Origin of the sequence: Sphingopyxis sp. (assembly GCF_016463645.1) — a bacterium.
GTDB lineage: Bacteria > Pseudomonadota > Alphaproteobacteria > Sphingomonadales > Sphingomonadaceae > Sphingopyxis.
Window position 1 is genome coordinate 1 of the sequence record NZ_JAEMQX010000038.1, and the last position, 20,464, is coordinate 20,464.

Below are 20,464 nucleotides of genomic sequence, written 5' to 3' on the forward strand. Positions count from 1 at the left end.
GCCTCGTCCATGCTGTTGTCGATGACCTCGGCGGCGAGATGGTGGAGCGCGCGTTCGTCGGTGCCGCCGATATACATGCCGGGGCGTCGCCGGACGGGTTCGAGCCCTTCGAGTACCTCGATCTGCGAGGCATTGTAGCTGTCGGTCGCGGGCTGGCTGCTGTCGAACAAATCGTGACTCATGCCTTGGCTATAAGGGGCCGGGAAGGGCGCTGGCAAGCGCGGTTTTCGGCGCCGGGCTTGGGGCCCTCCGCCGGCTCGGTTCGTCGCATTTCGACCACAGCAAGGAACTTTGAAACAGGGGCCCGGGTTTGGGTGACGACTGCAAAGTCACCAAAAAATGGAGTAATAACAATGAAATTCGCAGCTCTCCTCGCCGTTTCGACGGCATCCCTGCTGGTCGTTCCGGCCTATGCACAGGATCGCGATACGTCCCAGGACTTCAACGGCCCTTATATTTCCGTCGGCGGCGGCGCCGCGCTTCAGGGAAGCGATCGCGGCGAAACGCTGATCTTCGACACCGATGCCGACGGCGCCTATGGTGATCCGGTCAATACGATGGATGGAACCGACGCTTTCGCGCCCGGCTTCTGCAACGGTACGGCGACGGGAACAGCCAACCTCGGCTGCCGCAATGACAAGGACGGTGCGGAATTCTTCGGGCGTCTCGGCTATGATCGCCGCATGGGCAATTTCGTGCTCGGCGCGGTCGTCGAGGGCGGTCATAGCGTTGCGCGCGACAGCGTCAGCGGTTTTTCGACGACCCCCGCAAGCTACACGATGAACCGCGAGGTCGATTATCAGGCGAACGCGCGCCTGCGTGCCGGCTACACGCCCGGCGGCGGCGCGCTCTTCTATGTGACCGGCGGCGGCGCCTATGCCCGGCTCGACAACAAGTTCACGACGACCAACACCGCGAACAGCTTTACCGACAATGGCAAGACCAATGCTTGGGGTTATACCGTGGGCGGCGGCGCCGAGCTGATGGTCACGAACAACATCGGGCTCGGGCTCGAATACCTCTACACCGATGTGAAGGACAAAGATTATGTCGTGAATGTCGGTCCGGGTACTGCGCCGGGAACGAACCCGTTTCTGATCGTAAATGGCGGGACCGATATTCGCCGCAGCGATCCTAACTTTCAGACGCACAGCGTGCGCGGGACGTTGAGTTACCGCTTCTGACCTCTTGGGAGCGGAAAGGGAGGTGCCGGGCCCACGCGGTCCGGCGCCTTACCTATGCCTGCCGAGCGTGTGGCGCGGCGAAGATCGCGAAATTGCCGTTCGCGCTGCTGACGATGCGGCCATCCTGATAGAGACGTGCGTCGATGTTCGCGACTCGCTTGCCGCGGTGCAGGACTTTGGCCTCGCAGGTCAGCCGGCCTTCGCCTACGCGGACATGATAGTTGAACTTGATTTCGAGCGTCGCGCACCACTGATCGTCGGCCAGCATGCTGGTCAGCGCGCCGCCCATCGCCGTATCGGCCAGCGAGTAGGCGACGCCGCCATGCGCCGCGCCCTGCGGGCTGAAATGGCGCTCCGGATCGATATCGATCGCCATTATGCAGTGCCCGTCGCCGCGCTCGACCATTTGCAAGCCGAGCGCGCGGGCAAATTCGAAATCCTGCCCGAAGGGCTTCACCGGACGCGCCTTAACGAACTCTGGGGCCGCCGAACGGAGGCGGCGGGGGTGGGCGCCGCGTGCCGCGGGGCAGCTGCGCCTGATAGGCGCGGCCGCAATGCTCGACACAATAGGGAAAGCCGGGGTTCACGGCTTCGCCGCAGAAATGGAAGTCGGGCTCACCCGGATGTCCCATCGGCCAGCGGCAGATGCGATCGTTGAGGTCGAGCAGGCTCGTCTTGTCGGCGATCTCGGGGCTCGGCTTCGCGGGCACCAGGCGGCGCGGCGGCGCGGGCGGGATCGGCGCCTGCTGGTCGCCGGGGCCTTGGCGGATGAAGCCGCCGGGGCCGATCGAGACGATGCGCGGGGCGTCGGGCTTCGGCGCGACGTTGGCGCCATCGTCGCCAAGATCGCTCACAGGAGGCTTGGATTCGGGTTTTGGCGCCGCGGCAACCGGGCGCGGCGCGACGGGCGCCGTCGGGCGCAGCGCCGCGACGGCTGCCGCTGGCTTGGGAGCGGCGGGGGCGGCAGGCTTTGTCACCTTTGCGACTTTTTCGGTTGCCTTCACGGGCGAGGGGCGGGACTTAAGGCCGAGACGATGCGCCTTGCCGATCACGGCATTGCGGCTGACCCCGCCGAGTTCGTCGGCGATCTGGCTGGCGGTCAGGCCCTTTTCCCACATGCTGCGCAGCTGTTCGATGCGCTCGTCAGTCCATGACATCTATTATTCCTCATCATTCCACGCCGCGGGTCATATCGTCCGCATCGCGACCCTTTCGGATCGATGTCGCGACGGCCCAGCTTGCGGTAGGATCGGGGAGGCGATAGGCGAGAACGCCATGAACGACCAGCCCCAAATTTCGAACCCCGACTCAGTAAATATCCGCGCGGTTCCGGCTTTCGCCGAACCCGGCGTCCCACACATCCACACGCTGAACGTGCCGGGTATGCAGGCGCTATATGTCAAGGAGGTGCGGCGCTTTTTCAAGGTCCAGCTCCAAACTATCTGGGCCCCCGCGATCACCACGCTCCTTTTTCTCGTCATTTTTACCGTCGCGCTCGGCGGCGCGGGGCGCACGGTGATCGGCGTGCCCTTCGCCGATTTCATCGCGCCCGGCCTGATCATGATGGCGATGCTGCAGAACAGCTTCGCCAATTCGAGCTTTTCGCTCCTCGTCGGCAAGATCCAGGGGACGATCGTCGACTATCTGATGCCGCCGCTTGCGGTGGGCGAGCTGATCATCGCGCTGATCGGTGCGGCGGTCACGCGCGCGGTCCTCGTCGGATTCGCGCTCTGGCTCGCGATGTTGCTGTGGCCGGGCGTGCATGTAGGCACCGATCATCCTTGGGCCGTCGCCGTTTTCGGCATTCTCGGCGCGATGATGCTCGGCTTTCTCGGCCTCATCACCTCGGTCTGGGCGGAGAAATTCGATCATGCAGCGGCGGTGACCAATTTTGTCGTGACGCCGCTCGCGCTGCTTTCGGGTACTTTCTATTCGGTCGACAAGCTCGCGCCCTGGTTTCAGACGATCGCGCACGGCAATCCCGTCTATCATGCGATCATGGGCTTTCGCTACGGCTTCATCGGTACGGTCGATTCGACGATCGGCAATCCGATCCTCACCGCGGTGCTGATGCTCGTCGCGGTCAATATCGTGCTGGGCGTCATCACCTATCGACTGCTCGCGTCAGGCTGGAAGCTGAAGGCCTGACGCCCTCGCTCAGTGGCGGTGGATCGCGCGGACGCGGTAGCGTCCATGGTCGAGCCCGTCGAACATCGCTTCGATCTGCGGATGGTCGATCGGCCCGCCCTCGCTGTCGGCGACCAGATTCTGCTGGCTGACATAGGCGATGTACGACGAATCGCCATTTTCGGCGAGCAGGTGATAATAGGGCTGTTCCTTCGAGGGACGGATTTCCTCGGGGATCGCTTCGTACCATTCGTCGGTATTCGCAAAGACGGGGTCGATATCGAACACCACGCCGCGAAAGTCGAACATGCGGTGGCGCACGATGTCGCCCGGCGCGAAGCGCGCGCGGCCGATCAACGGGGCAGTAACGGTTGCGGGAAGTTCGGACGAGGACTCGGGTGTCATATGGTCAATCTATGGCTGTTTACGCCTGTTTCAAGTCCGTTACATTCACATCCGCCGCGGTTTGCCGAATCGGCTGTGATCAGCGTTACAGATGCATTGACCATATGGGCTAAACGCTCCTCTGGCTTGTGCATTTCCCATTCGGGTTGCGGGCCGCACCTTCAGGGGAGAAGCATTATGGCTGACGTACCACCCAATATTTCCGGACCCGCTTCGGGCATCGTCCAGCGCGCAAAGGATATCCTGCTCAAGCCCAAGGAAACATGGCCCGTGATCGCCGCCGAACCGGCGACGACGCAGTCGATCTATGTTCCTTATGTGCTTGTCCTGGCCGCCATCGGCCCGCTCGCCGGACTCATCGGCGGCCAAGTCTTCGGTATCACGATGCTGGGGGTGACCTATCATCCGCCGCTGACGACCGCGCTGGTTTCGGCGATCGTATCCTATGGCCTGTCGCTCGCGACCATCTTCATCCTCGCGTTGGTGATCGATGGGCTTGCGCCCAATTTCGGCGGACAGAAGGATCAGGTGCAGGCGCTGAAGGTCGCGGCTTACTCGGCGACCGCCGGCTGGGTCGGCGGTATTTTCGGGATATTGCCAGCGCTCGCGGTCATCGGTCTCCTCTTTGCGCTTTACGGCCTTTATCTGCTCTATCTCGGCCTGCCGGCGCTAATGAAGGCACCGCAGGACAAGGCGCTCGGTTACACGGTCGTCGTGATTATCGTGTATATCGTGCTGTTCCTGATCGTCGGCGCCGTGGTCGGGGCGCTCGCAGCGCCGTCGCTCGTCACGATCAGGTGACGCCGCTGTACGCTGCCCCGGTTTCGCGCCGGGGCAGCTGGCTCCCGATGCGTGTTTCAGACTGCTGCTTCGCTATGCAGACCAGAAAAAGATCCGTCAGCACAGCGGCCGCACCGGCACGAACACGCCTTCATGCACGGCCGGGGCGTCGGCCGGTCGGCGACGAGACAGTCGGCAAAACAAGGCATGGCCTGCCCGGACGCGTCCTGTCGATCGCCGATGGCGACGCCCCTGCAAGATGGGGGAGCCGTTCGAAATCCGTCGTCACTTCGCCGGGCGGATCATCGAAATAATGAACAGCTCCGACACCTGATTTCAAGGCGTTTGACGGGATCGGTATTCGGGCAGGTTGCCGTCGGCGAAATGGTGTTCGAGCGGCTGGTTCGCAACGTCGAGAGCGCGTTGATCGCATTTTACGCGCGCCAAAATTCAGCTGCGTCGGTTCGCTTCGGTTGCCCGGAGCAAGATGCTTCCCTTACACTCGCCTTGGTGCGGGATCCGATCGGTCGCATTCGTCATGACAAGCCCTTCGTGATCATTGTCAGCTTTCCTCATCTTGCGGCCAGACCGTCTCCAACCGGCCGGGCTGTTTAAGCGGTCGGGATCGATCGAGCACGGTGCCACGCAGACCGCCGTGTCGCGATTCTCCGGAGTAGGCGAGCCGCGCTGCTGCCATCGACTTTCACGCGCTCACGTCAATTCGCGGTCGCAATCAGGATGAAGGGTGCCCAAGCGGCGGGATGCGCCCAGTCGCTGTTCCAGCCTTCCACCTCCGACCCGTCTTCACGCTTGCCGGTGCGGATGGCGCGCATGGCGGACTGGAAGGCCGCGGCCTTGCCCGTTTTCGGGTTTCGCTTGGCATTGACGAGCGTTTCGACCGTAAGTGCTGCCGTGACCTTGTCGCCGACGCGCCATCGGCTCGCGAGCAGCGCGTCGGCTCCGGCATAGAGGAACGAGCGCGCCAGCGCGGACAGGGCGTCTCCGCCGCCCGGGCCTTCGGTGGTCCCGGTGTTGCAGGCCGATAATATGACCCAGTCGGCCGACAGGTCGAGTCCGGCGGCTTCGGCGGCGGTCAATATCCCGTCGTCCGCAGGTGTCGCGCGGCCGGGTGGCGTGAAAATCAGGCCTGGTTCGGCGAAGCCTTCGATCTCGCCGGGTAGGATCCCGTGCGTCGCAAAGGCGACGATGCGCGCGTCGCGCAATCGTCCGTTCGTGCGAACAGCGGCCTCAGTCGCATCTTTGCCCAGATGGATCGCCCCGGTGCCGGCGTCGAGGACGCGCGCCATCGCGTTCAGTTCAACTTCGGTCCCCGGAAGCGAGCGAAGCGCGCGCAGCCGGTCGGGATCGGCGAGGGCGGGGCCGGCTTCCCCGGCCCGCGGCGACAGCCCGGTGGTCACGGCCCTCTTGTCCCCCGCTTTAGCCAGCACCGGTGCGCCATAGCCGATGAAGGGGAGCGCATTCCGCTTGACCGGACGCCGCTTTCCGATCCGTAGGGATTCGACCGAGGGCAGATTGACGACCGCAAAGCGGTCGCCAAGCCATGGGGTCGCGTCGAGCGCGGTCTCGGTGTCGGGCCCTTCGGGTTCGGCGGTGATGAATGCGGCGAAGGGAAGATCGGCTAGTGCCCCCGATGTCGTCACATAGAGGGTCTTTACATCCTTGAGCAGCGACTCGTGCGGTTGGACCAGAAAGCGATAAAGGTCCCAAGCATAGCGGCGTTCAAACAGCGGCGAAGCCGTCCAGATGCCGGAACAGGTCTGCGGATCGACCTCGCAGCGAAACGCTTCGATGGTGCCGCGCAGGAAGGATTGCAGTCGTGGCACGGCATGCCAGTTCGCGCCCTCCTTCGTGACGACAAAGGTGAAATCATAAAGTTCGCCCTCGGTGACGAGAAGCAGCGCTTCGCCGGGGCGCAGACGGCGCCGTACCTCGTCTTCGCTGAGCGTTTGCGGCACCGCAAGGCGTGCATAATCGGGGTAGGAGCGGCGCAACCGAGTTTCGATCTCGCCAAGTTCCCCGCCAAGCGTCCCGATCCTCTCTTTCAGATTTTGCGCCGTGTCGGGCGCGCCAATCATCGCTGCACCCAAGGTGTGGTTGAGGTCACGGATTTCCGATGCCAGATCCTGTTGGCGGCGCACCAGTCGGGCGAGCGGCGTGTCGCCGAGTGCTTCGCGGGCGACAATCCCCGTGAGCGCGCGGGTCGATGCGCTGGATGCCGCATCCTGTGCGATGCGGAAGGATTCGGAGCGCAGTTTCGCTTCTTCGCTCCGGACCACGGTCGCATGGTTGGCATAGAGGGTGAGCGCGAGCGCAAAGACGCGCGCGCCCGAGGCATCGGACCAGCCGTCGTCGCTGACGGCGGCGGCGATCGCGCGCTCACTCGCTGTGGCGCCCGAAACGTCGCGGGCCGAAAGCACGCGCGTCCTCTCGGCGCGGGCACGCGCGACCGCGCCGCGCATCAAAGCCACATATTCGGCCGAGGCAGGATTCTGTCGCGCGCTCGACTTGGCGAGTTCCATCGACGCGATCCTGACATAAGGATGGCCGGGATCGAGAGTGTCGGTCGCGAGCGTCAATGCGCGTCGCTGATAACCGATTGCTTCGTCGGGCTTCCCCTGTTTCTCCAGAATCTTGCCCATCCGTCCTAGGTCGGCGATGCTCTCTTCGAGATTGCGCTCGGGCAGCGCCGATCGCAACCGGATGACGCGGGCCTGCAAGACGCGCGCGTCGTCATATTTTCCGTTCCTGGTCAACAAGCCGACGAGATTGCCCAGCGAGCGGAGCGTGTCGGGGTTGCCCGACCCCAGGTGGCGCTCACGAATATGGATGGCCTGGCGCAACCGCACTTCGGCCTCCAGATCTTTTTCCTGGCGATCGAGGTTGGTCGATAACAAGGCGAGCGTACGGGCGGATTCGAGGCTTCCGCGCCCTTTCGTGCGGAGGATGACGTCGAGATTGCGGCGATAGATTGTCTCGGCTCCCGCAAGATCGTCCATTTCCTCAAGATTCAGTGCAAAGCCGTTATATTCCTCGAGGACGAATGGATCCTCGTCGCCTAGCGCTGCCGCTCCATATTCGATCGCCTTCTGCATCGCCGCCGAGGCTTCCGGCCGGCGGCGCTGACCAGCCAGCACTTCGCCCAATGTACCCCACGCGGCGGACAGCGATCGCTTTTCGCCGTCCAAAGACGTTACCAGATCGATCGCACGACGGGCGTGTGTTTCGGCCGCCGCATAGCGGCTACGCGCGGAAAGCACGAGCGCGAGCCGCCGCAACGCCACCGAATGCGCCTTGCGATCGTTGGCCCGTTCGCGAATGCCGAGGGCGTCTCGCATCATCGTTTCGGCGGTGTCGGCGCGGCCAGTCAGATACAGGATATTCGCAAGTAGTTCCATATCGGTCGCTGCAGCGGGCGATGGGGCATCGGCCGAACGCCGGGCGATCCGTGATCGAACTGCCGCTTCGGCTTTGACAAACATTCCGCGATCGATGAGCCGGCGGATATCCTCCTCGGTATCGGTGGGCAGGGCGCCGTCCGCTTTCGGGGGGAGGGGGGAGTCGCGTTCGCGGTCATCCGCCGTGGAATGCGGTTCGACATCGCGGCGGAGCATCGTCGCAAGCTGGTAGAGCGATGCCCGGGTGTCGGCATGGTCGCGCCCAAGCGCGCGGGCCTGAATCTCATAGGCTTCTTCTGCGGACCTCCCGGCCTCTTCGATGTCACCCTGCCGTGCCAGATAAAGTGAAAGGAGATATTGTTCGCGGGCGGTTTCCGGGCTGTCGCGACCCGTCGTTCCCGCAACCATATCGACCTTGCGGCGCTGCTCGGTGGTGCGCTCGCGATAGGCCGCCATCCTCGTTTCCGTATCGGCGAGCAGCGACTGCAGCGCCGCGACCATCATATTGTTTTCGCCAAGCATCGCGTGACCGGCGCTGATCCCCTGATCATAGGCGACGATTGCCTCAGGCAGTCGGTCCCTGGCGACGAGGATCCGTCCCATATTCCCCCAAGCGGCGACCAGTCGGTCGTCTTCCGCGCCCGGCGCGGAGAGCAGGGCAATCGCTCGTCGCGCCGCCCCTTCGGCTTCGTCATAGCGGCGGCGTTCGAGCAGGACCGACGCCAGGCGATTGAGACTCCGGCCCGTAAGCTTGTTGTCGCCCAGCCGTTCGCGGGTTTGCACCGCCGATCGGATCAGGAGTTCGGCTTCCTCGGTCCGCTTCGTCATGGCAAGCAGGAACGCCAGCCATTCGGCATCACCGGCGGCTGCAGCGGAGACCAAGCTGCCCGCCGTCTCGTGCGCCTTCAGGCGATCGCGCAGAAGGGCCTCGGCCTCCGGATATTTGCGAGCGTCGATGAGTGACTGGATTGCGGGATCACCCGGCGGCGCGGGTGAAGTTTGGGCCTGTAGCGATGCGGTGTGAACCGTCATCAGGATGCAGGCCAGCCAGCCCAGGCGATGAACGACGCGAAGCAAGCAATTCCCCATGATGGCCGGCCGATTCCGCGGCGGAGCCAGTAGGGCAGGAACAACTCGCCGGGGCATTGGTTCCCTTTCGCCGGCGCGCAACCAACCAAGGCGTACCGTGGCGCTGCGGCACCGTGGCGGTAACGCGCATCGCCGCTCGATCCTTCATGGAGGAGCGTGCCAACGCCATGGTACGTGGAGGCCGCAATTCGCTATGGAAAGCGATGAAGAACTCAACGTCGTACCCGGCGCCTATCACGTCTTTTTACGATCAAACCCGCCGCGTCGAGGCATTTCGGGGAGCCTTGCAACCGGGCGTTGGCGCGTGCTTTCGCTGCGCCTTGGCGATGGCATGACTAAATGGGTTTGACTGCTCGACGCCCGATGGCAGACCGTCTGCTGACGGCCTTATCGTGTTCCGCCAATGCTGCTCACGCCAATTTGTCCACGCCCCTAGCAGTTGCCTTTCACTCCATCGGCACAGTCCCCAACGGATTCAACGTCTTTTCCCGCGCCTTCAACTGTATTGCAAGCAGACAGGACCAATATCCCGCCAATTGCGAAAATTGTCAGAAGCTTTTTCATTCTCTCTCTCCAACGCGAGGGCGAACTACCCTCCGCTTGAGACTACGGATTTTCGCATTGATCGTTCCGCTGCGTCGGCTGATGCTAGCCGAAACGTTCAAAATGATCGCCAGGTTGGGGGAGAATGTCAGGGTGCACCCGCAACGCCGCAGTGCATTCTTACGAAATAGCTATGCGTGAGGAAGGAGTGTCTGCTGGCGAGATCGAGCGCGAAGAGCCGACAGGTGGCTGACGGCCAAAGGCTCCCTGCTTCGAGACTCAGCCAGCATGAGAAAGTTTCAGGGCACGTCCATAGCTCGCGGGAACGAGCCGTGCGCTCAGCATGGTCGTCACCACGACGCAGCACAGATGGAGCAGCCATCCGTTGACGAAACCGCCGGTCCGGTCGTGCAGCGCCGCGACGATCCACGGCGGGAGCGCGGCGAAAAGGAAGCCGCCGCCCTGCATCAATGCCGCAAGCGTCCCCGCTTCGGCTGCGCCCGGCAGATGGTCAAGCGCGACAATCATCATCAATGCAAAGCATCCGCCGAGTCCCGCTCCGAGGAGGATGGCGAAGAGCAGCGGGGCGATCTGCGGCGCGAAGGCCAGTCCGGCAAAGCCGGCGGCCTGCATCGCAAGGCTCAACCATAACCAGCCTCGACGGTCGTCGTCCCCGCGCCGCGATCGGCAGCAACAATGCGGCGGCTGCCTGGGCGATCGCCAACGCGGCGAACAAGTCGCCGCTCGCGGCGACGCTGCGCCCCTGCTCCTGATAATAGGGTGCAAGCCAAGCAACCGCCGACGCATAGCCCCCGTTCACCAGCCCGAAACAGGCCATCAGCATCCAGGTGCGCGGGCGGCGGAGCAGCGCTGTCATCGTTCCGCTTGTCGCCCGCACCGCGTCGTCGCGTGGCAGACGCATTGCCAGCGCAAGCGCGGCGATCGCCGGGGCTGCGAGCAGGGCGAGCGCGACACGCCAGCTTCCCGACACACGGGCGAGGAATGGGGACGCCTGCGCTCCCAGCGCGCCGCCGCCCATCAGCATCGCCGAGTAAAGCCCCATGACGACCGGAGTCCGCTTCGGAAATTCGCGTTTGATGACGCCGGGGATCACTACCTGAACGATTGCGGCGCCCAGCCCGCAAAGGATCGCGGTGCCGAGCAGTAGCCCGCCGCTTGCGGCGAAGAGGCGCAAGAAAGAGCCGGCGGCGAGCAGAGCGAGAGCCAGCAGGACCAGTCGCCCCGGTGCCACCGCGCGCTGGAGGAACGGTCCGGCGAAGGCGCCGCCCCCCATCAACAGCATCGGCAGCAGGGTCAGCAGCGCCATTCCCTGCAGACCGAGCCCGGTCGCGGCGTCGATCGCGGCCGCCAGCGGCCCGACGCCGGTCAGAAAGGGGCGGAGGTTGAGGCTGATCAGCGCGATCGTCGCGAGCGGGAGCAGGCGAGCGGCAGCGGCCTTCATCCCGCCTGCTGCCGTCGCTGCCAGTCGGCGTAGAGATCGGGCGCACCCTGCGGGACATGACGGATCGTCATCGACTGTTCGGCGAATGGCTTGGCGAGGTCGGCGTAAATCGCCGCAGTCGACAGGCCGTAGGGCGCCCCGTCATCGTTCGAATAGGCATAGGCGACCGCACTCACCCCTGAGAGCCGCATCGCCGCCATGCACATCGGGCAGGGATGGCCGCTCGCGAAGACCGTGCAGCCGCCGAGGTCGGGCGAGCCGAGCGCGCGGCTCGCGGCGCGGATCGCGCCGAGTTCGGCGTGCGCGGTCGGGTCGCCGGTCGCGAGGATCTCGTTGATCCCGGTCGCGACCACTGCTCCGTCCTTGACGACGACCGCGCCAAAAGGGCGGCCGCCACGGTCGGCGTTGGCGCGCGCGAGGGCAATCGCTTCGGTGAGGAAGCGTTCGGTTGCGTCGGTCATGTCGTTCCTTTCTATCGGGCGCCGGCTTGGACGAGTGCCGCTTCCATCGCTACGAAATCACGACCGCGCTGGCCGCGCTCGGCCGCCGGGATCGGTGCGGTGCCGCCATAGCGGTTCACGCTTCTGGGGTCGGCGCCGTGCGCGAGCGTCATCGCGAGGATCACGTCGTGCCCGCGCGCGCCAGCATAAAGATAGGGGCTGTCCTCGATCCGGTCCTTGGCGTTGACGTCGGCCCCCGCGGTGATCAGCGCCTCGGCGGCGCGGACGCCGTTCACCTGCGCCGCGACGAGCAGGGGCGTGCGCCCGGTCTCGTCGCACGTATCGACCTTGGCGCCGGCGGCAAGCAACGACCGGATCGCCGCCGCATCGTCGCTCGCCGCCGCGTCGTGCAGGCGCAGATCGGTCACGGTCTGTCCCGACCCGGGGAGGGAAGCCGCGACAGCCACTGCAAGCGCGATGCCGATCGCCGTTCGCCTGCCGATGCGCATCGCATCACTTCGCCGCCGCGGCATTCCACGCCGCGACCTTGGCGCGCGAGTCAGCGAGCATCCTGTCGAGCGCCGCGCGGTCATAGGCCGCGCCGCGCAGCACGACGGCGCGGATCGCGCGCGTCGCGCTTATGTCTTCGAGCGGGTTGCGGTCGAGCAGCACGAGGTCGGCCGCCTTGCCCGCCTCGACCGCGCCATAATGATCGAGCTTGCCGAACCAGGCGGGACCGGCGCGCGTCGCGGAGGCGAGCGCCTCTGCCGGGGTCAGCCCCTTGTCGACGAAGATGCCGAGTTCCTGGTGCAGCGCGATGCCGGGATAGTTGAACGAATTGAGGAAGCCCGCATCGGTTCCCGCCATGATCGTCACGCCCGCCTTTTGCAACATCGGCAGCACCGACGATTCATGTTCATATTCGGCGTGGCGCGTGGCGATTGCTGCGGCGTCGGCCTTGGCGGCGCGATCGACGCGCCATGCGTATGTCGCGCGCAGGCCCGGACCGATCAGGCCAAGGTAATCGTCGTTTTTGTGGTCGTCCCGGTCGATATAGGCGATGACGCGGCTGCCGTTGAGCGTCGGGGTGACGAACACGCCCTTCGCCGCGAGCTTGCGATAGGCGGCCGTCGCGGTTTCGGGGTCGAAGCCGGCCTCGATGCGGCTATAGGCCTCGGCGCGGTCGATACGCCCGGCGGCGAAGTCGGCGGCGATTGCTGCTTCGTCCTTCACCCCGGCCTTGTAGGCATAGCTGATATGCTCGATCGAGCTGATCCCGGCATCGACCGCCTGATCGACGGTCAGCGCGAGCGGAATATGGCCCGAGACGCGGAGGCCCGCGGCGCGCACCTTGCGGATCGCGTAGAGGAAGAGGTCGGGCTTCATCGTGCTGTCGGTGATCTTGACGAAATCGACGCCGAGCCCCTTGAGCTTCGTCACCGCCGCGTCGACATCGGCCTCCGAACCGGTTTCGATTGTGCCTTTCCAGACCGGCTTGATGCCTTCGATCTTGGGGCCGGAACTCAGCAGCGTCGGACCGAACAGCTTGCCGCTCGAAATCTCGCCGCGCCACGCGAGCACGTCGTTCGGCAGGTCGCCCGAGGCATCGCGGACGGTCGTGATGCCGTGCGCGATATAGAGCGGCAGCAGCGCCTTATTCTCTTCGATCAACGCGGGGCCGCCGCCAAAATGGACGTGCATGTCCCAAAGACCCGGGATGAGGAAGCGGTTGCTACCGTCAATCTTGCGTGCGGCGCTCCAAGCCTTCGAAACCTCGGCGTCGTTGCCAATGGCTACGATGACATCGCCCCTCGTCGCCACTGTCTGATCGGCGATCAACCGTCCGCGCGCGACGTCGACGATCGTCGCATGGCGGATCAGCAAATCGGCTCGCTCTTTCGCGGCGACGGACAGCGGCAGCAGGGCGAGACCCGCCAGGAGGATGGATACCAGCTTCTTCATCGCGTCGATTTCCGGTTGTTGATTGATCAACTCAGATAGGGCCTTGACTCACCATTCTCCAATGAGATGTTTGAATAAATAGTATTCAGATTTAAGATGATGTCATGCTTGATCCGCGACTCCTTCGCACCTTCGTTGCCATTGTCGATACGGGCAGCTTCACGCAGGCGGCCGAAAGGCTGCACAGCACCCAGTCGACGATCAGTCAGCAACTCGCCCGGCTCGAGCAGGCGGTTGGTTTGCCGCTGATCGACCGCGCGGCGCGCCCCGTTTACGCCACTGCGCCTGGCGAGCGTCTGCTCGGCTATGCGCGCCGCATCCTTGCGTTGCAGCAGGAGGCCGAGGCCTTGCTCTCCGATCGCGCTGGCACAACGGCGATTCGCATCGGGCTGCCCGAGGATATCGTTACCCTGCCGATGAGTGAGGTCTTCGCGCGTTTCGCCGAGCAGTACCGTGAGGTGCGCCTCGACGTGACCACGGGGCTCAGCCGCGATCTCGACCGGCGCTTCCGCGCCGGCGAGTTCGACATCATCGCCGTCAAGGAAGCGGCCGCCAGTAGCGATAATCGCGCGAGTTTTCCCGAAGCGATCGGCTGGTTCGAAGGTGCCCGGCGCATATTGCCCTGGGCGGAACCGATCCCGCTCGTGACCTTTCCTCAGGGCGGTCTCTATCGCGAGGCGATGTTCGAGCGGGTCGAGCGCGAGCGCCGAAGCTGGTACGTGGCCTTTACGGCGACCAGCCTTGGCAGCGTCCTGACTGCGGTCGAGGCCGGACTTGGCCTGTCGCTGTTGCCAAAGAGCGCTGCGCCCGGCCACGCGATCCGGCCCTTTGCCGGATTCGGCGAAGAAGCGGCGATGGTCGTCTCGGTCTATTCATGGGAGACCTCGGGTCTGATCGGCCGGCTGATCGACCTTATCCGGTCTGCCTTGCTGGATCGGCACGAGGTGTCGTTCCCTGGCATTTGATCCGGGAACTGATGTCGTGCAGCCGGTGGAAGCAAACGCGCGTATCTTGCGGGGGCAATTTCAACGGCCGGTATCCCTGACATCGGACGTTCCGCTGGTCGCTGCTCGACAATTTCGATTGGTCGTTCGGCTATCGGCCGAAGTTCGGGCTCGTCGCGGTCGATCGCACCAGCTTCAAGCGGACGGTCAAGCCCAGCGCGCTGCACCTCGACCGCTATGCGAAGGCGAACCGGATATGATCGCCTGACCTCGGGATGTCAGGCGTCGCAATTCGCCAACTGTCGGGATTCGCCGCAGCCGCCGAGGAAAACCAACCCGAGCCCGATGGCGGCGAGCAGCGCGCCGGCAATAATGACCGCTGCATAGCCGAGGCCGAGGCTGATGAGGGCGGCGCCCGTCGCCGCGCCGAGCGCGTTGCCGAGGTTGAAGGCCCCGACGTTGATCGACGAGGCGAGACCGGGCGCTTCGGACGCGGCTTCCATCACCCGCATCTGCACCGGCGGGACGATGGCGAAGGCGGCGACGCCCCAGACGAGCAGGCCGGTCGCTGCGCCAACATGGCTCGTGAGCATCAGCGGAAGCATCACCATGATTGCGGCGAGCGCGGAGAGGAAGATCTTGCTCGCGCCGTCGAGCGACCAGTCGGCGAGCCGTCCGCCGATCCAGTTGCCGATCGTGAAGCCAACCCCGATCAACGCCAACGCGAGTGTCACGAACGCGTCCGACGCGCCGGTCAGCGCCGCCAGCGTCGGGGCGACATAAGCGTAAAGCGCGAACATCGCCCCGGCCCCCATCACAGTCGTCGCCATCGCGAGTAGTACTGCGGGCTGGGCGATCACGCCAAGCTCGCGTTTTACGTCGGGCATCGCGCCGCGCTCGCCCTTGGGCAGCGCTACCCACAGCGCGGCGATCGCCGCGAGCCCGATCGCCGCCGTCCCGGCGAAAGCCATGCGCCAGCCGATCTGCTGTCCGACCCAAGTCGCGGCGGGGACGCCGCCGATATTGGCGATGGTCAGCCCCATGAACATCGCGGCTACTGCGCTCGCCTGCTTTTCCTTCGGCACGACGCTCGCCGCCACAACGGCGCCGAGGCCGAAGAAGGCACCATGATTCAGGCTGGTGACGAGCCGCGCGAGCAGCAGCGTGGCGTAGCCGGGCGCCATTGCCGACATCAGATTGCCGATGGTGAAGATCGCCATCAGCAGCATCAGCGCGGTGCGCTTGCCGAAGCGGCTGAAGGCGAGCGTCATGATGGGCGCGCCGACCATCACCCCGATCGCATAGGCGCTGATCAGCAGCCCTGCGGTCGGGATCGAGACGTCGACCCCCTCGGCGATGACGGGGAGCAGGCCCATCGGCGAAAATTCGGTGGTGCCGATCCCGAAGGCGCCGATCGCGAGCGCGAGCAGTGCCCAGCGGGCGTGCGCGGGGGAGGGGGCGGGCGTCGCTGGGTTGGTGTCCATTATCACTCTCCTCAGGCGTCCCAAGCCGGCGCGAGGCCCACGGGGCTGACGATGCGGCCATCGGGCCGCGCAAGACCCGCGATATCGGCCAGGTCGGTCGGATCGAGCGCGAAGTCGAAGATCGCGATATTTTCCTTCACGCGGGCAGGGTTCGCGGTCTTGGACAGCGCAATATGGCCTTGCTCGATCAGCCAGCGCAGGCCGACCTGCGCCGCGGTCTTGCCGTGCCGGGCGCCGATGCGTCGCAGCACCGGGTCGCGTGGCACCGCGCCGTCGGCCATGCCGTAGTAGGCGGTGAGGGCGATCCCCTCGGCCTTTGCGGCGGCGGTCAGCGCATGCTGGGGCAGGTAGGGGTGGAGTTCGACCTGATTGGTCACGATTGGCGCAACGGCCTGCACGGCGGCGGCGCGCATCTGGGCGATATTCTGGTTGCTGACGCCGATGTGCCGTGCGTGGCCCGCGACCTGCACCGCGTCCAGCATCTCGACTTGCGCTGCGACCGGCACCCGGTCGCCCGGCCAGTGGAGCAGCAGCAGGTCGACATGGTCGGTCCCGAGCTTGTCGAGGCTTTCGCCGACCGACGCGGCGAAGCGGTCGGGGCTGTAGTTGTCGACCCAGACCTTCGTGGTCAGGAAAAGGTCGCCGCGCCGCGCGCCGGCGGCATGGAGCGCGCGGCCCAGCGCGGCTTCGTTGGCATAGATTTGCGCGGTGTCGAAGTGGCGGAAACCCGCTTCGAGCGCGACGGGGACGACGCGCTCGACCTCGGCGTCCGACATGCGGAACACGCCGAAACCGAGGGCTGGGATGGCGGCGCCATGCGAGGTGACAGTCTGCATCGAAAAATCCTCCAGCAGCGATTGGCTTCGGGCGATGAAATAAAGCGATGCGGCGGGCTTGATAATCGGTCGGATATCCATTTCATCTGTGAAACAAAATCAAAGGTGAGTGATATGGACAATCGTGCGGGCGAAATGCAGGTGTTCCTGCGAGTGGTGGAGACGGGCAGCTTTTCCGAAGCCGCGCGGCTGCTGCGGATGACGCCGTCGACGGTCAGCAAGCTTGTCGCGCGGATCGAGGCGCGGCTCGGCGTGCGGTTGATCGAGCGTTCGACCCGCCGCCTGTCGCTGACCACAGAGGGGCGGCTCTATTACGAGCGGAGCCAGACGCTGCTCCACAACCTCGACGAGATCGAGCGCGAATTGTCCGAGGGCGCGGCGACCACAGGGGGCACGGTGCGCGTCAACATCTCGGTCGCGCTCGGGGTACTGGGGCTCGAGCCGCTGCTTCCCGAATTCTGGCAGGTCTATCCCAATATCGTCGTCGACCTGTCGCTGTCGGACGAGATCGTCGATCTCTATCTCGACCGCACCGATGTCGCCTTCCGGGTCGGGCCGCTCCCCGATTCGGGAATGATCGCGCGCCGGCTCGGCACCGCGCGGCGCAAGATCGTTGCCGCGCCCGCCTATCTCAAGCGCCGCGGGACGCCGCGCACCGTTGATGACCTAGCGCAGCACAATTGCCTCGGCTTCAACTTTCGTCGCTCCGCACCGGTGTGGCCGATCCCCGAGAGCGGGCGGATCGTCGATCGCGCGGTACGGGGCTCGCTGCTCGCCAACAACGGCGAGACGGTACGGCATATGACGCTCGCCGGCGTCGGGCTCGCGCGTATGGGCGATTATCATGTCCGCGCCGACCTCGCCGCGGGACGCCTTGTCGAGGTGCTCGCCGATGTCGTCGAATCCGACGAGGAGCAGATCCACGCCGTCTTCCTCGGTGGCGGCTATATGCCCCAGCGCGTGCGCGCCTTCCTCGACTTCGCTGCCCCGCGTCTCCAGCAGTTTCTGAGCGCGGGTGAACCATAGCCGCCCCAGAGTGGGCCCGTCACATGCCGGTCCCTCGAATGGCGAGGCAGAAGCGCAGGGCGATCTCCACCACTTCGGTGGTGGGGCGGGCAAAATCCTCGCGCATCCACGCGAGCGCGATCTGATGCAGTCCGCCGCTCACGCCGCGCAGGCGGAGATCGACTGTATCGCTTGCGGGCGCCGGCATATCGAGCAGTTCGGCCATTCCCCGCTCGAACCGGCGGATGGCGTGCTCGAAAAGGACATCGACGCGCTTACTGACATTGACAGTGTCGATAAAGAAGACGCGCGTCGCCGACGGCCGCTGGTGCAGCGCGTCATAATAGGCCCGGAGCCTCGCGTGAATGCGCTGTTCCGGCTCCCCGCCGCTGTCCGCTGCGTCCACGACTTCGAACAGCTCGTCCGATATCGTCTCGAACGCCGCAACGAGCAGATCTTCGCCCGATGCGAAGGATTCATAGAAATAGCGCTCGGTGAGCTTTGCTTCCTTGCAGATCGCGCGCACCGACGCCTTCGGATAGCCGCGCTCGGCATAGACGGCGATCGCCGCCTCGATCAGCCGCTCGCGCCGCTCGCGCATGCGGTCGGCGCCCGAACTACCGCGATATTCGCGTTGGCCTTTGACATTTTCCGTCATGACTGCCATGTGACAACATGCGATGTCAGATGCAACCGCCATCTCCCTTTCAGGATGAAAAAATGCCATCAGCAGCCAAAGACCCGCAAGAGCAAATCCTCGACATGGTGATAGTGGGGGCCGGCCTGTCGGGGATCGACATGGCCTATCGCCTGTCGACCGAGTGTCCGGGCCAGAGCTTCGCGATCCTCGAAGGCCGCGACGCGATCGGCGGGACGTGGGACCTGTTCCGCTATCCGGGCATCCGCTCGGACTCGGACATGACGACGCTCGGCTTTCCCTTCCGGCCGTGGCGCGGCGACGATGCAATCGTCGATGGCGCGAGCATCCGCGACTATATCGAGGACACCGCGGAGGCGTTCGACCTCAAGCGGCATATCCGCTTCGGCCACAAGGTCGTCGGCGCGGCCTGGTCGAGCGAAAACGCCGAGTGGATGCTCGAGGTCGAGGCGGACGGCAGGCCCGCTCGCTTTCGCTGCCGTTTCCTGTTCGTCGCGGCGGGCTATTATGACTTCGCGCAAGGGTTCACTCCCGAATTCGAGGGGCGCGAGGATTTCGCCGGCCCGATCGTCCATCCGCAGCATTGGCCACAAGATCTCGACTATGCGGGCAGGAAGATCGTCGTCATCGGCAGCGGCGCGACCGCGATCACGTTGATCCCGTCGCTGCTTCCCGAGGCTGCGCATGTCACGATGCTGCAGCGTTCGCCGACCTATGTCGTCTCGCGCCCGCAGCAGGACAGGGCGGCAATCGCGCTGCGCCGCTGGCTGCCCGCCAGGGTCGCCGACTGGCTGGTGCGGTGGAAGAATGTCCTGACCGGCATCCTGATCTTTCAGGTCTCGCGCAAGCGCCCGGCGCGAGTGAAGGACCAGATCGTCGCGGGTGTCCGCCAGGCGCTCGGCCCCGGTTATGACGTCGAGCGACATTTCACCCCGCGCTACAATCCCTGGGACCAGCGGATATGCCTCGTGCCCGACAACGACCTGTTCGATGCGATCCGCGACGGGCAGGCCTCGGTCGTGACCGACCGGATCCGGCGCTTCACGGCAGGCGGGATCGAGCTTGAATCGGGCGAGCGCCTCGATGCCGATATTATAGTGACCGCGACCGGGCTCAACCTCCGGATGATGGGCGGGATCGACCTCAGCGTCGACGGCCGGCCGGCGTCGGCGGCGGGGCGGCTGGTCTACAAGGGGATGATGCTCGACGGGGTCCCGAATTTCGCCTTCGCCTTCGGTTATACCAATGCATCGTGGACGCTCAAATGCGACCTGTCGGCGCGCTATACCTGCCGGCTGATCAACCATATGGCGGCCAAGGATGTACAGATTTGCCGCCCGGTCGCGAAGCCCGGCACCCCGGAGGAACAGCTTCTCGATTTCTCGTCGGGCTATGTCCAGCGCGCCGCCGATATCCTGCCGAAGCAGGGCGTGGCGGCGCCGTGGCGCGTGCATCAGAATTATCTTCTCGACACGCTCGACCTTAGCTGGAAGCCGCTGGAGGACGAGGCGATGCGCTTCGAAGCGGCAGGCGCCACGCGGGTGGCGGCATGAGCGGGCGGATGCAACTAGCCGGGAAGACCGCCGTGGTGACCGGCGCCGCCGACGGCATCGGTCGTGCGATCGCCACATCGCTGGCCGATCGCGGATGCCATCTCGCCCTCTGCGATATCAACGAGCCGGGGCTGGTCGAAACGGCTGCGACGCTTCACGGCGTTCGCGTCAGTTGCCACCGGCTCGACGTTGCGGACTGCGATGGGGTTGCCGCGCTGCCCGGTCTCGTCGCGGCGCCTCACCCGTCGGTCGACCTGCTTGTCAACAATGCGGGTGTCGCGCTCGGAGGCGCCTTCGAACAGGTATCGGAAGCCGAGTTCGAATGGCTGTTCGATATCAATTTCTGGGGCGTCGTACGGATGACGCGCGCCTTCCTGCCGGTCCTGCACCGCAGCAACGACGCGCGCATCGTCAACCTGTCGAGCCTGTTCGGCTTGATCGCACCGCCGGGGCAGGCCGCCTATGCGGCAAGCAAGTTCGCGGTGCGCGGCTTTTCCGATGCGCTTCGCAAGGAGCTGGTCGGCTCGACGGTCGGCGTGACCGTCGCCCATCCCGGCGGCGTACGGACCGCGATCG

The 20,464-nt window shown here is 65.1% G+C and carries 22 protein-coding genes and 1 pseudogene; 9 read left to right on the forward strand and 14 right to left on the reverse strand.

What is annotated here, in order from left to right; translation table 11 throughout:
- Nucleotides 1-182, reverse strand: a 182-nt coding sequence (locus JHC57_RS10120; protein ID WP_294029878.1) for a hypothetical protein, incomplete at its 3' end; no start/stop codon positions are given.
- A gap of 171 nt (nt 183-353) precedes the next feature.
- Between JHC57_RS10120 and JHC57_RS10125 the strand changes: the two genes are divergently transcribed.
- Complete coding sequence (locus JHC57_RS10125) at nt 354-1,184, forward strand: outer membrane beta-barrel protein (protein ID WP_294029879.1); 831 nt, start codon at nt 354-356, stop codon at nt 1,182-1,184.
- A 52-nt stretch (nt 1,185-1,236) separates the two neighbouring features.
- Here JHC57_RS10125 and JHC57_RS10130 read toward each other — a convergent pair whose 3' ends face one another.
- Both JHC57_RS10130 and JHC57_RS10135 read right to left on the reverse strand, forming a co-directional pair.
- Nucleotides 1,237-1,641: a PaaI family thioesterase gene (locus tag JHC57_RS10130; protein ID WP_294029880.1), complete on the reverse strand. Its 405-nt coding sequence runs from the start codon at nt 1,639-1,641 to the stop codon at nt 1,237-1,239.
- Nucleotides 1,642-1,651: 10 nt separating this feature from the next.
- Nucleotides 1,652-2,341, reverse strand: a complete 690-nt coding sequence (locus tag JHC57_RS10135; protein ID WP_294029881.1) for a GcrA family cell cycle regulator — start codon at nt 2,339-2,341, stop codon at nt 1,652-1,654.
- A 118-nt stretch (nt 2,342-2,459) separates the two neighbouring features.
- Here JHC57_RS10135 and JHC57_RS10140 point away from each other — a divergent pair, with 118 nt between their 5' ends.
- On the forward strand, nt 2,460-3,332 hold the full coding sequence (locus JHC57_RS10140; protein ID WP_294029882.1) for an ABC transporter permease: 873 nt from the start codon (nt 2,460-2,462) through the stop codon (nt 3,330-3,332).
- Nucleotides 3,333-3,341: 9 nt separating this feature from the next.
- Here the strand turns inward: JHC57_RS10140 and hspQ are convergent, their stop codons facing one another.
- Complete coding sequence (gene hspQ, locus JHC57_RS10145; protein WP_294029883.1) at nt 3,342-3,716, reverse strand: heat shock protein HspQ; 375 nt, start codon at nt 3,714-3,716, stop codon at nt 3,342-3,344.
- Between the two features lie 177 nt (nt 3,717-3,893).
- Between hspQ and JHC57_RS10150 the strand changes: the two genes are divergently transcribed.
- Nucleotides 3,894-4,517, forward strand: a complete 624-nt coding sequence (locus JHC57_RS10150) for a Yip1 family protein (RefSeq protein WP_294029884.1) — start codon at nt 3,894-3,896, stop codon at nt 4,515-4,517.
- A gap of 219 nt (nt 4,518-4,736) precedes the next feature.
- On the forward strand, nt 4,737-5,111 hold the full coding sequence (locus JHC57_RS10155) for a hypothetical protein (protein ID WP_294029885.1): 375 nt from the start codon (nt 4,737-4,739) through the stop codon (nt 5,109-5,111).
- Between the two features lie 101 nt (nt 5,112-5,212).
- Here the strand turns inward: JHC57_RS10155 and JHC57_RS10160 are convergent, their stop codons facing one another.
- The 7 genes from JHC57_RS10160 to JHC57_RS10190 form a co-directional block, all read right to left on the reverse strand.
- Nucleotides 5,213-8,989: a CHAT domain-containing tetratricopeptide repeat protein gene (locus JHC57_RS10160; protein WP_294029886.1), complete on the reverse strand. Its 3,777-nt coding sequence runs from the start codon at nt 8,987-8,989 to the stop codon at nt 5,213-5,215.
- A 444-nt stretch (nt 8,990-9,433) separates the two neighbouring features.
- Nucleotides 9,434-9,565 (reverse strand): entericidin A/B family lipoprotein, encoded by a 132-nt coding sequence (locus JHC57_RS10165; RefSeq protein ID WP_294029887.1) that lies wholly within the window; start codon nt 9,563-9,565, stop codon nt 9,434-9,436.
- Nucleotides 9,566-9,823: 258 nt separating this feature from the next.
- Nucleotides 9,824-10,075: a hypothetical protein gene (locus JHC57_RS10170; protein ID WP_294029888.1), complete on the reverse strand. Its 252-nt coding sequence runs from the start codon at nt 10,073-10,075 to the stop codon at nt 9,824-9,826.
- Complete coding sequence (locus tag JHC57_RS10175; RefSeq protein WP_294029889.1) at nt 10,056-11,006, reverse strand: MFS transporter; 951 nt, start codon at nt 11,004-11,006, stop codon at nt 10,056-10,058. Before JHC57_RS10175 ends, JHC57_RS10170 begins: the two co-directional genes overlap by 20 nt.
- The gene (locus JHC57_RS10180; protein ID WP_294029890.1) at nt 11,003-11,467 is read right to left on the reverse strand and encodes a nucleoside deaminase; all 465 of its coding nucleotides are present in this window, start codon (nt 11,465-11,467) and stop codon (nt 11,003-11,005) included. Before JHC57_RS10180 ends, JHC57_RS10175 begins: the two co-directional genes overlap by 4 nt.
- Nucleotides 11,468-11,478: 11 nt before the next feature.
- Nucleotides 11,479-11,874, reverse strand: coding sequence for an ankyrin repeat domain-containing protein (locus JHC57_RS10185; protein WP_294029891.1), 396 nt, complete (start codon nt 11,872-11,874; stop codon nt 11,479-11,481).
- Between the two features lie 85 nt (nt 11,875-11,959).
- A complete protein-coding gene (locus tag JHC57_RS10190; RefSeq protein WP_294029892.1) occupies nt 11,960-13,408 on the reverse strand; it encodes an amidohydrolase family protein in 1,449 nt (482 codons plus the stop codon).
- A gap of 104 nt (nt 13,409-13,512) precedes the next feature.
- Here JHC57_RS10190 and JHC57_RS10195 point away from each other — a divergent pair, with 104 nt between their 5' ends.
- Nucleotides 13,513-14,373 carry a LysR family transcriptional regulator gene (locus JHC57_RS10195; protein ID WP_294029893.1) on the forward strand — a complete coding sequence of 287 codons (861 nt, stop codon included), beginning with the start codon at nt 13,513-13,515 and terminating at the stop codon, nt 14,371-14,373.
- A gap of 95 nt (nt 14,374-14,468) precedes the next feature.
- Nucleotides 14,469-14,612 (forward strand): annotated as a pseudogene (locus JHC57_RS10200) (family 1 glycosylhydrolase); the annotation flags it as partial.
- Between the two features lie 18 nt (nt 14,613-14,630).
- Here the strand turns inward: JHC57_RS10200 and JHC57_RS10205 are convergent.
- Both JHC57_RS10205 and JHC57_RS10210 read right to left on the reverse strand, forming a co-directional pair.
- Nucleotides 14,631-15,836 carry an MFS transporter gene (locus JHC57_RS10205; protein WP_294029894.1) on the reverse strand — a complete coding sequence of 402 codons (1,206 nt, stop codon included), beginning with the start codon at nt 15,834-15,836 and terminating at the stop codon, nt 14,631-14,633.
- Between the two features lie 11 nt (nt 15,837-15,847).
- Complete coding sequence (locus tag JHC57_RS10210) at nt 15,848-16,672, reverse strand: aldo/keto reductase (RefSeq protein ID WP_294029895.1); 825 nt, start codon at nt 16,670-16,672, stop codon at nt 15,848-15,850.
- A 114-nt stretch (nt 16,673-16,786) separates the two neighbouring features.
- Here JHC57_RS10210 and JHC57_RS10215 point away from each other — a divergent pair, with 114 nt between their 5' ends.
- Nucleotides 16,787-17,698 (forward strand): LysR family transcriptional regulator, encoded by a 912-nt coding sequence (locus JHC57_RS10215; RefSeq protein ID WP_294029896.1) that lies wholly within the window; start codon nt 16,787-16,789, stop codon nt 17,696-17,698.
- A gap of 19 nt (nt 17,699-17,717) precedes the next feature.
- On the opposite strand, the gene JHC57_RS10220 is transcribed toward JHC57_RS10215, so the two are convergent.
- On the reverse strand, nt 17,718-18,344 hold the full coding sequence (locus tag JHC57_RS10220) for a TetR/AcrR family transcriptional regulator (RefSeq protein WP_294029897.1): 627 nt from the start codon (nt 18,342-18,344) through the stop codon (nt 17,718-17,720).
- A gap of 53 nt (nt 18,345-18,397) precedes the next feature.
- Between JHC57_RS10220 and JHC57_RS10225 the strand changes: the two genes are divergently transcribed.
- Nucleotides 18,398-19,888, forward strand: a complete 1,491-nt coding sequence (locus JHC57_RS10225; protein WP_294029898.1) for an NAD(P)/FAD-dependent oxidoreductase — start codon at nt 18,398-18,400, stop codon at nt 19,886-19,888.
- Nucleotides 19,889-19,896: 8 nt separating this feature from the next.
- On the forward strand, nt 19,897-20,464 hold a 568-nt coding region (locus JHC57_RS10230; protein WP_294029899.1), incomplete at its 3' end, for an SDR family NAD(P)-dependent oxidoreductase.

Coding starts and splice junctions, on each gene's coding strand:
- JHC57_RS10180 (WP_294029890.1), bottom strand. CDS start 11,467: ATGACCGACGCAACCGAACGCTTCCTCACCGAAGCGATTGCCCTCGCG.
- JHC57_RS10125 (WP_294029879.1), top strand. CDS start 354: ATGAAATTCGCAGCTCTCCTCGCCGTTTCGACGGCATCCCTGCTGGTC.
- JHC57_RS10170 (WP_294029888.1), bottom strand. CDS start 10,075: ATGATGATTGTCGCGCTTGACCATCTGCCGGGCGCAGCCGAAGCGGGG.
- JHC57_RS10155 (WP_294029885.1), top strand. CDS start 4,737: ATGGCGACGCCCCTGCAAGATGGGGGAGCCGTTCGAAATCCGTCGTCA.
- JHC57_RS10165 (WP_294029887.1), bottom strand. CDS start 9,565: ATGAAAAAGCTTCTGACAATTTTCGCAATTGGCGGGATATTGGTCCTG.
- JHC57_RS10205 (WP_294029894.1), bottom strand. CDS start 15,836: ATGGACACCAACCCAGCGACGCCCGCCCCCTCCCCCGCGCACGCCCGC.
- JHC57_RS10195 (WP_294029893.1), top strand. CDS start 13,513: ATGCTTGATCCGCGACTCCTTCGCACCTTCGTTGCCATTGTCGATACG.
- JHC57_RS10150 (WP_294029884.1), top strand. CDS start 3,894: ATGGCTGACGTACCACCCAATATTTCCGGACCCGCTTCGGGCATCGTC.
- JHC57_RS10225 (WP_294029898.1), top strand. CDS start 18,398: ATGCCATCAGCAGCCAAAGACCCGCAAGAGCAAATCCTCGACATGGTG.
- JHC57_RS10175 (WP_294029889.1), bottom strand. CDS start 11,006: ATGAAGGCCGCTGCCGCTCGCCTGCTCCCGCTCGCGACGATCGCGCTG.
- JHC57_RS10135 (WP_294029881.1), bottom strand. CDS start 2,341: ATGTCATGGACTGACGAGCGCATCGAACAGCTGCGCAGCATGTGGGAA.
- JHC57_RS10210 (WP_294029895.1), bottom strand. CDS start 16,672: ATGCAGACTGTCACCTCGCATGGCGCCGCCATCCCAGCCCTCGGTTTC.
- JHC57_RS10140 (WP_294029882.1), top strand. CDS start 2,460: ATGAACGACCAGCCCCAAATTTCGAACCCCGACTCAGTAAATATCCGC.
- JHC57_RS10220 (WP_294029897.1), bottom strand. CDS start 18,344: ATGGCAGTCATGACGGAAAATGTCAAAGGCCAACGCGAATATCGCGGT.
- JHC57_RS10215 (WP_294029896.1), top strand. CDS start 16,787: ATGGACAATCGTGCGGGCGAAATGCAGGTGTTCCTGCGAGTGGTGGAG.
- hspQ (WP_294029883.1), bottom strand. CDS start 3,716: ATGACACCCGAGTCCTCGTCCGAACTTCCCGCAACCGTTACTGCCCCG.
- JHC57_RS10190 (WP_294029892.1), bottom strand. CDS start 13,408: ATGAAGAAGCTGGTATCCATCCTCCTGGCGGGTCTCGCCCTGCTGCCG.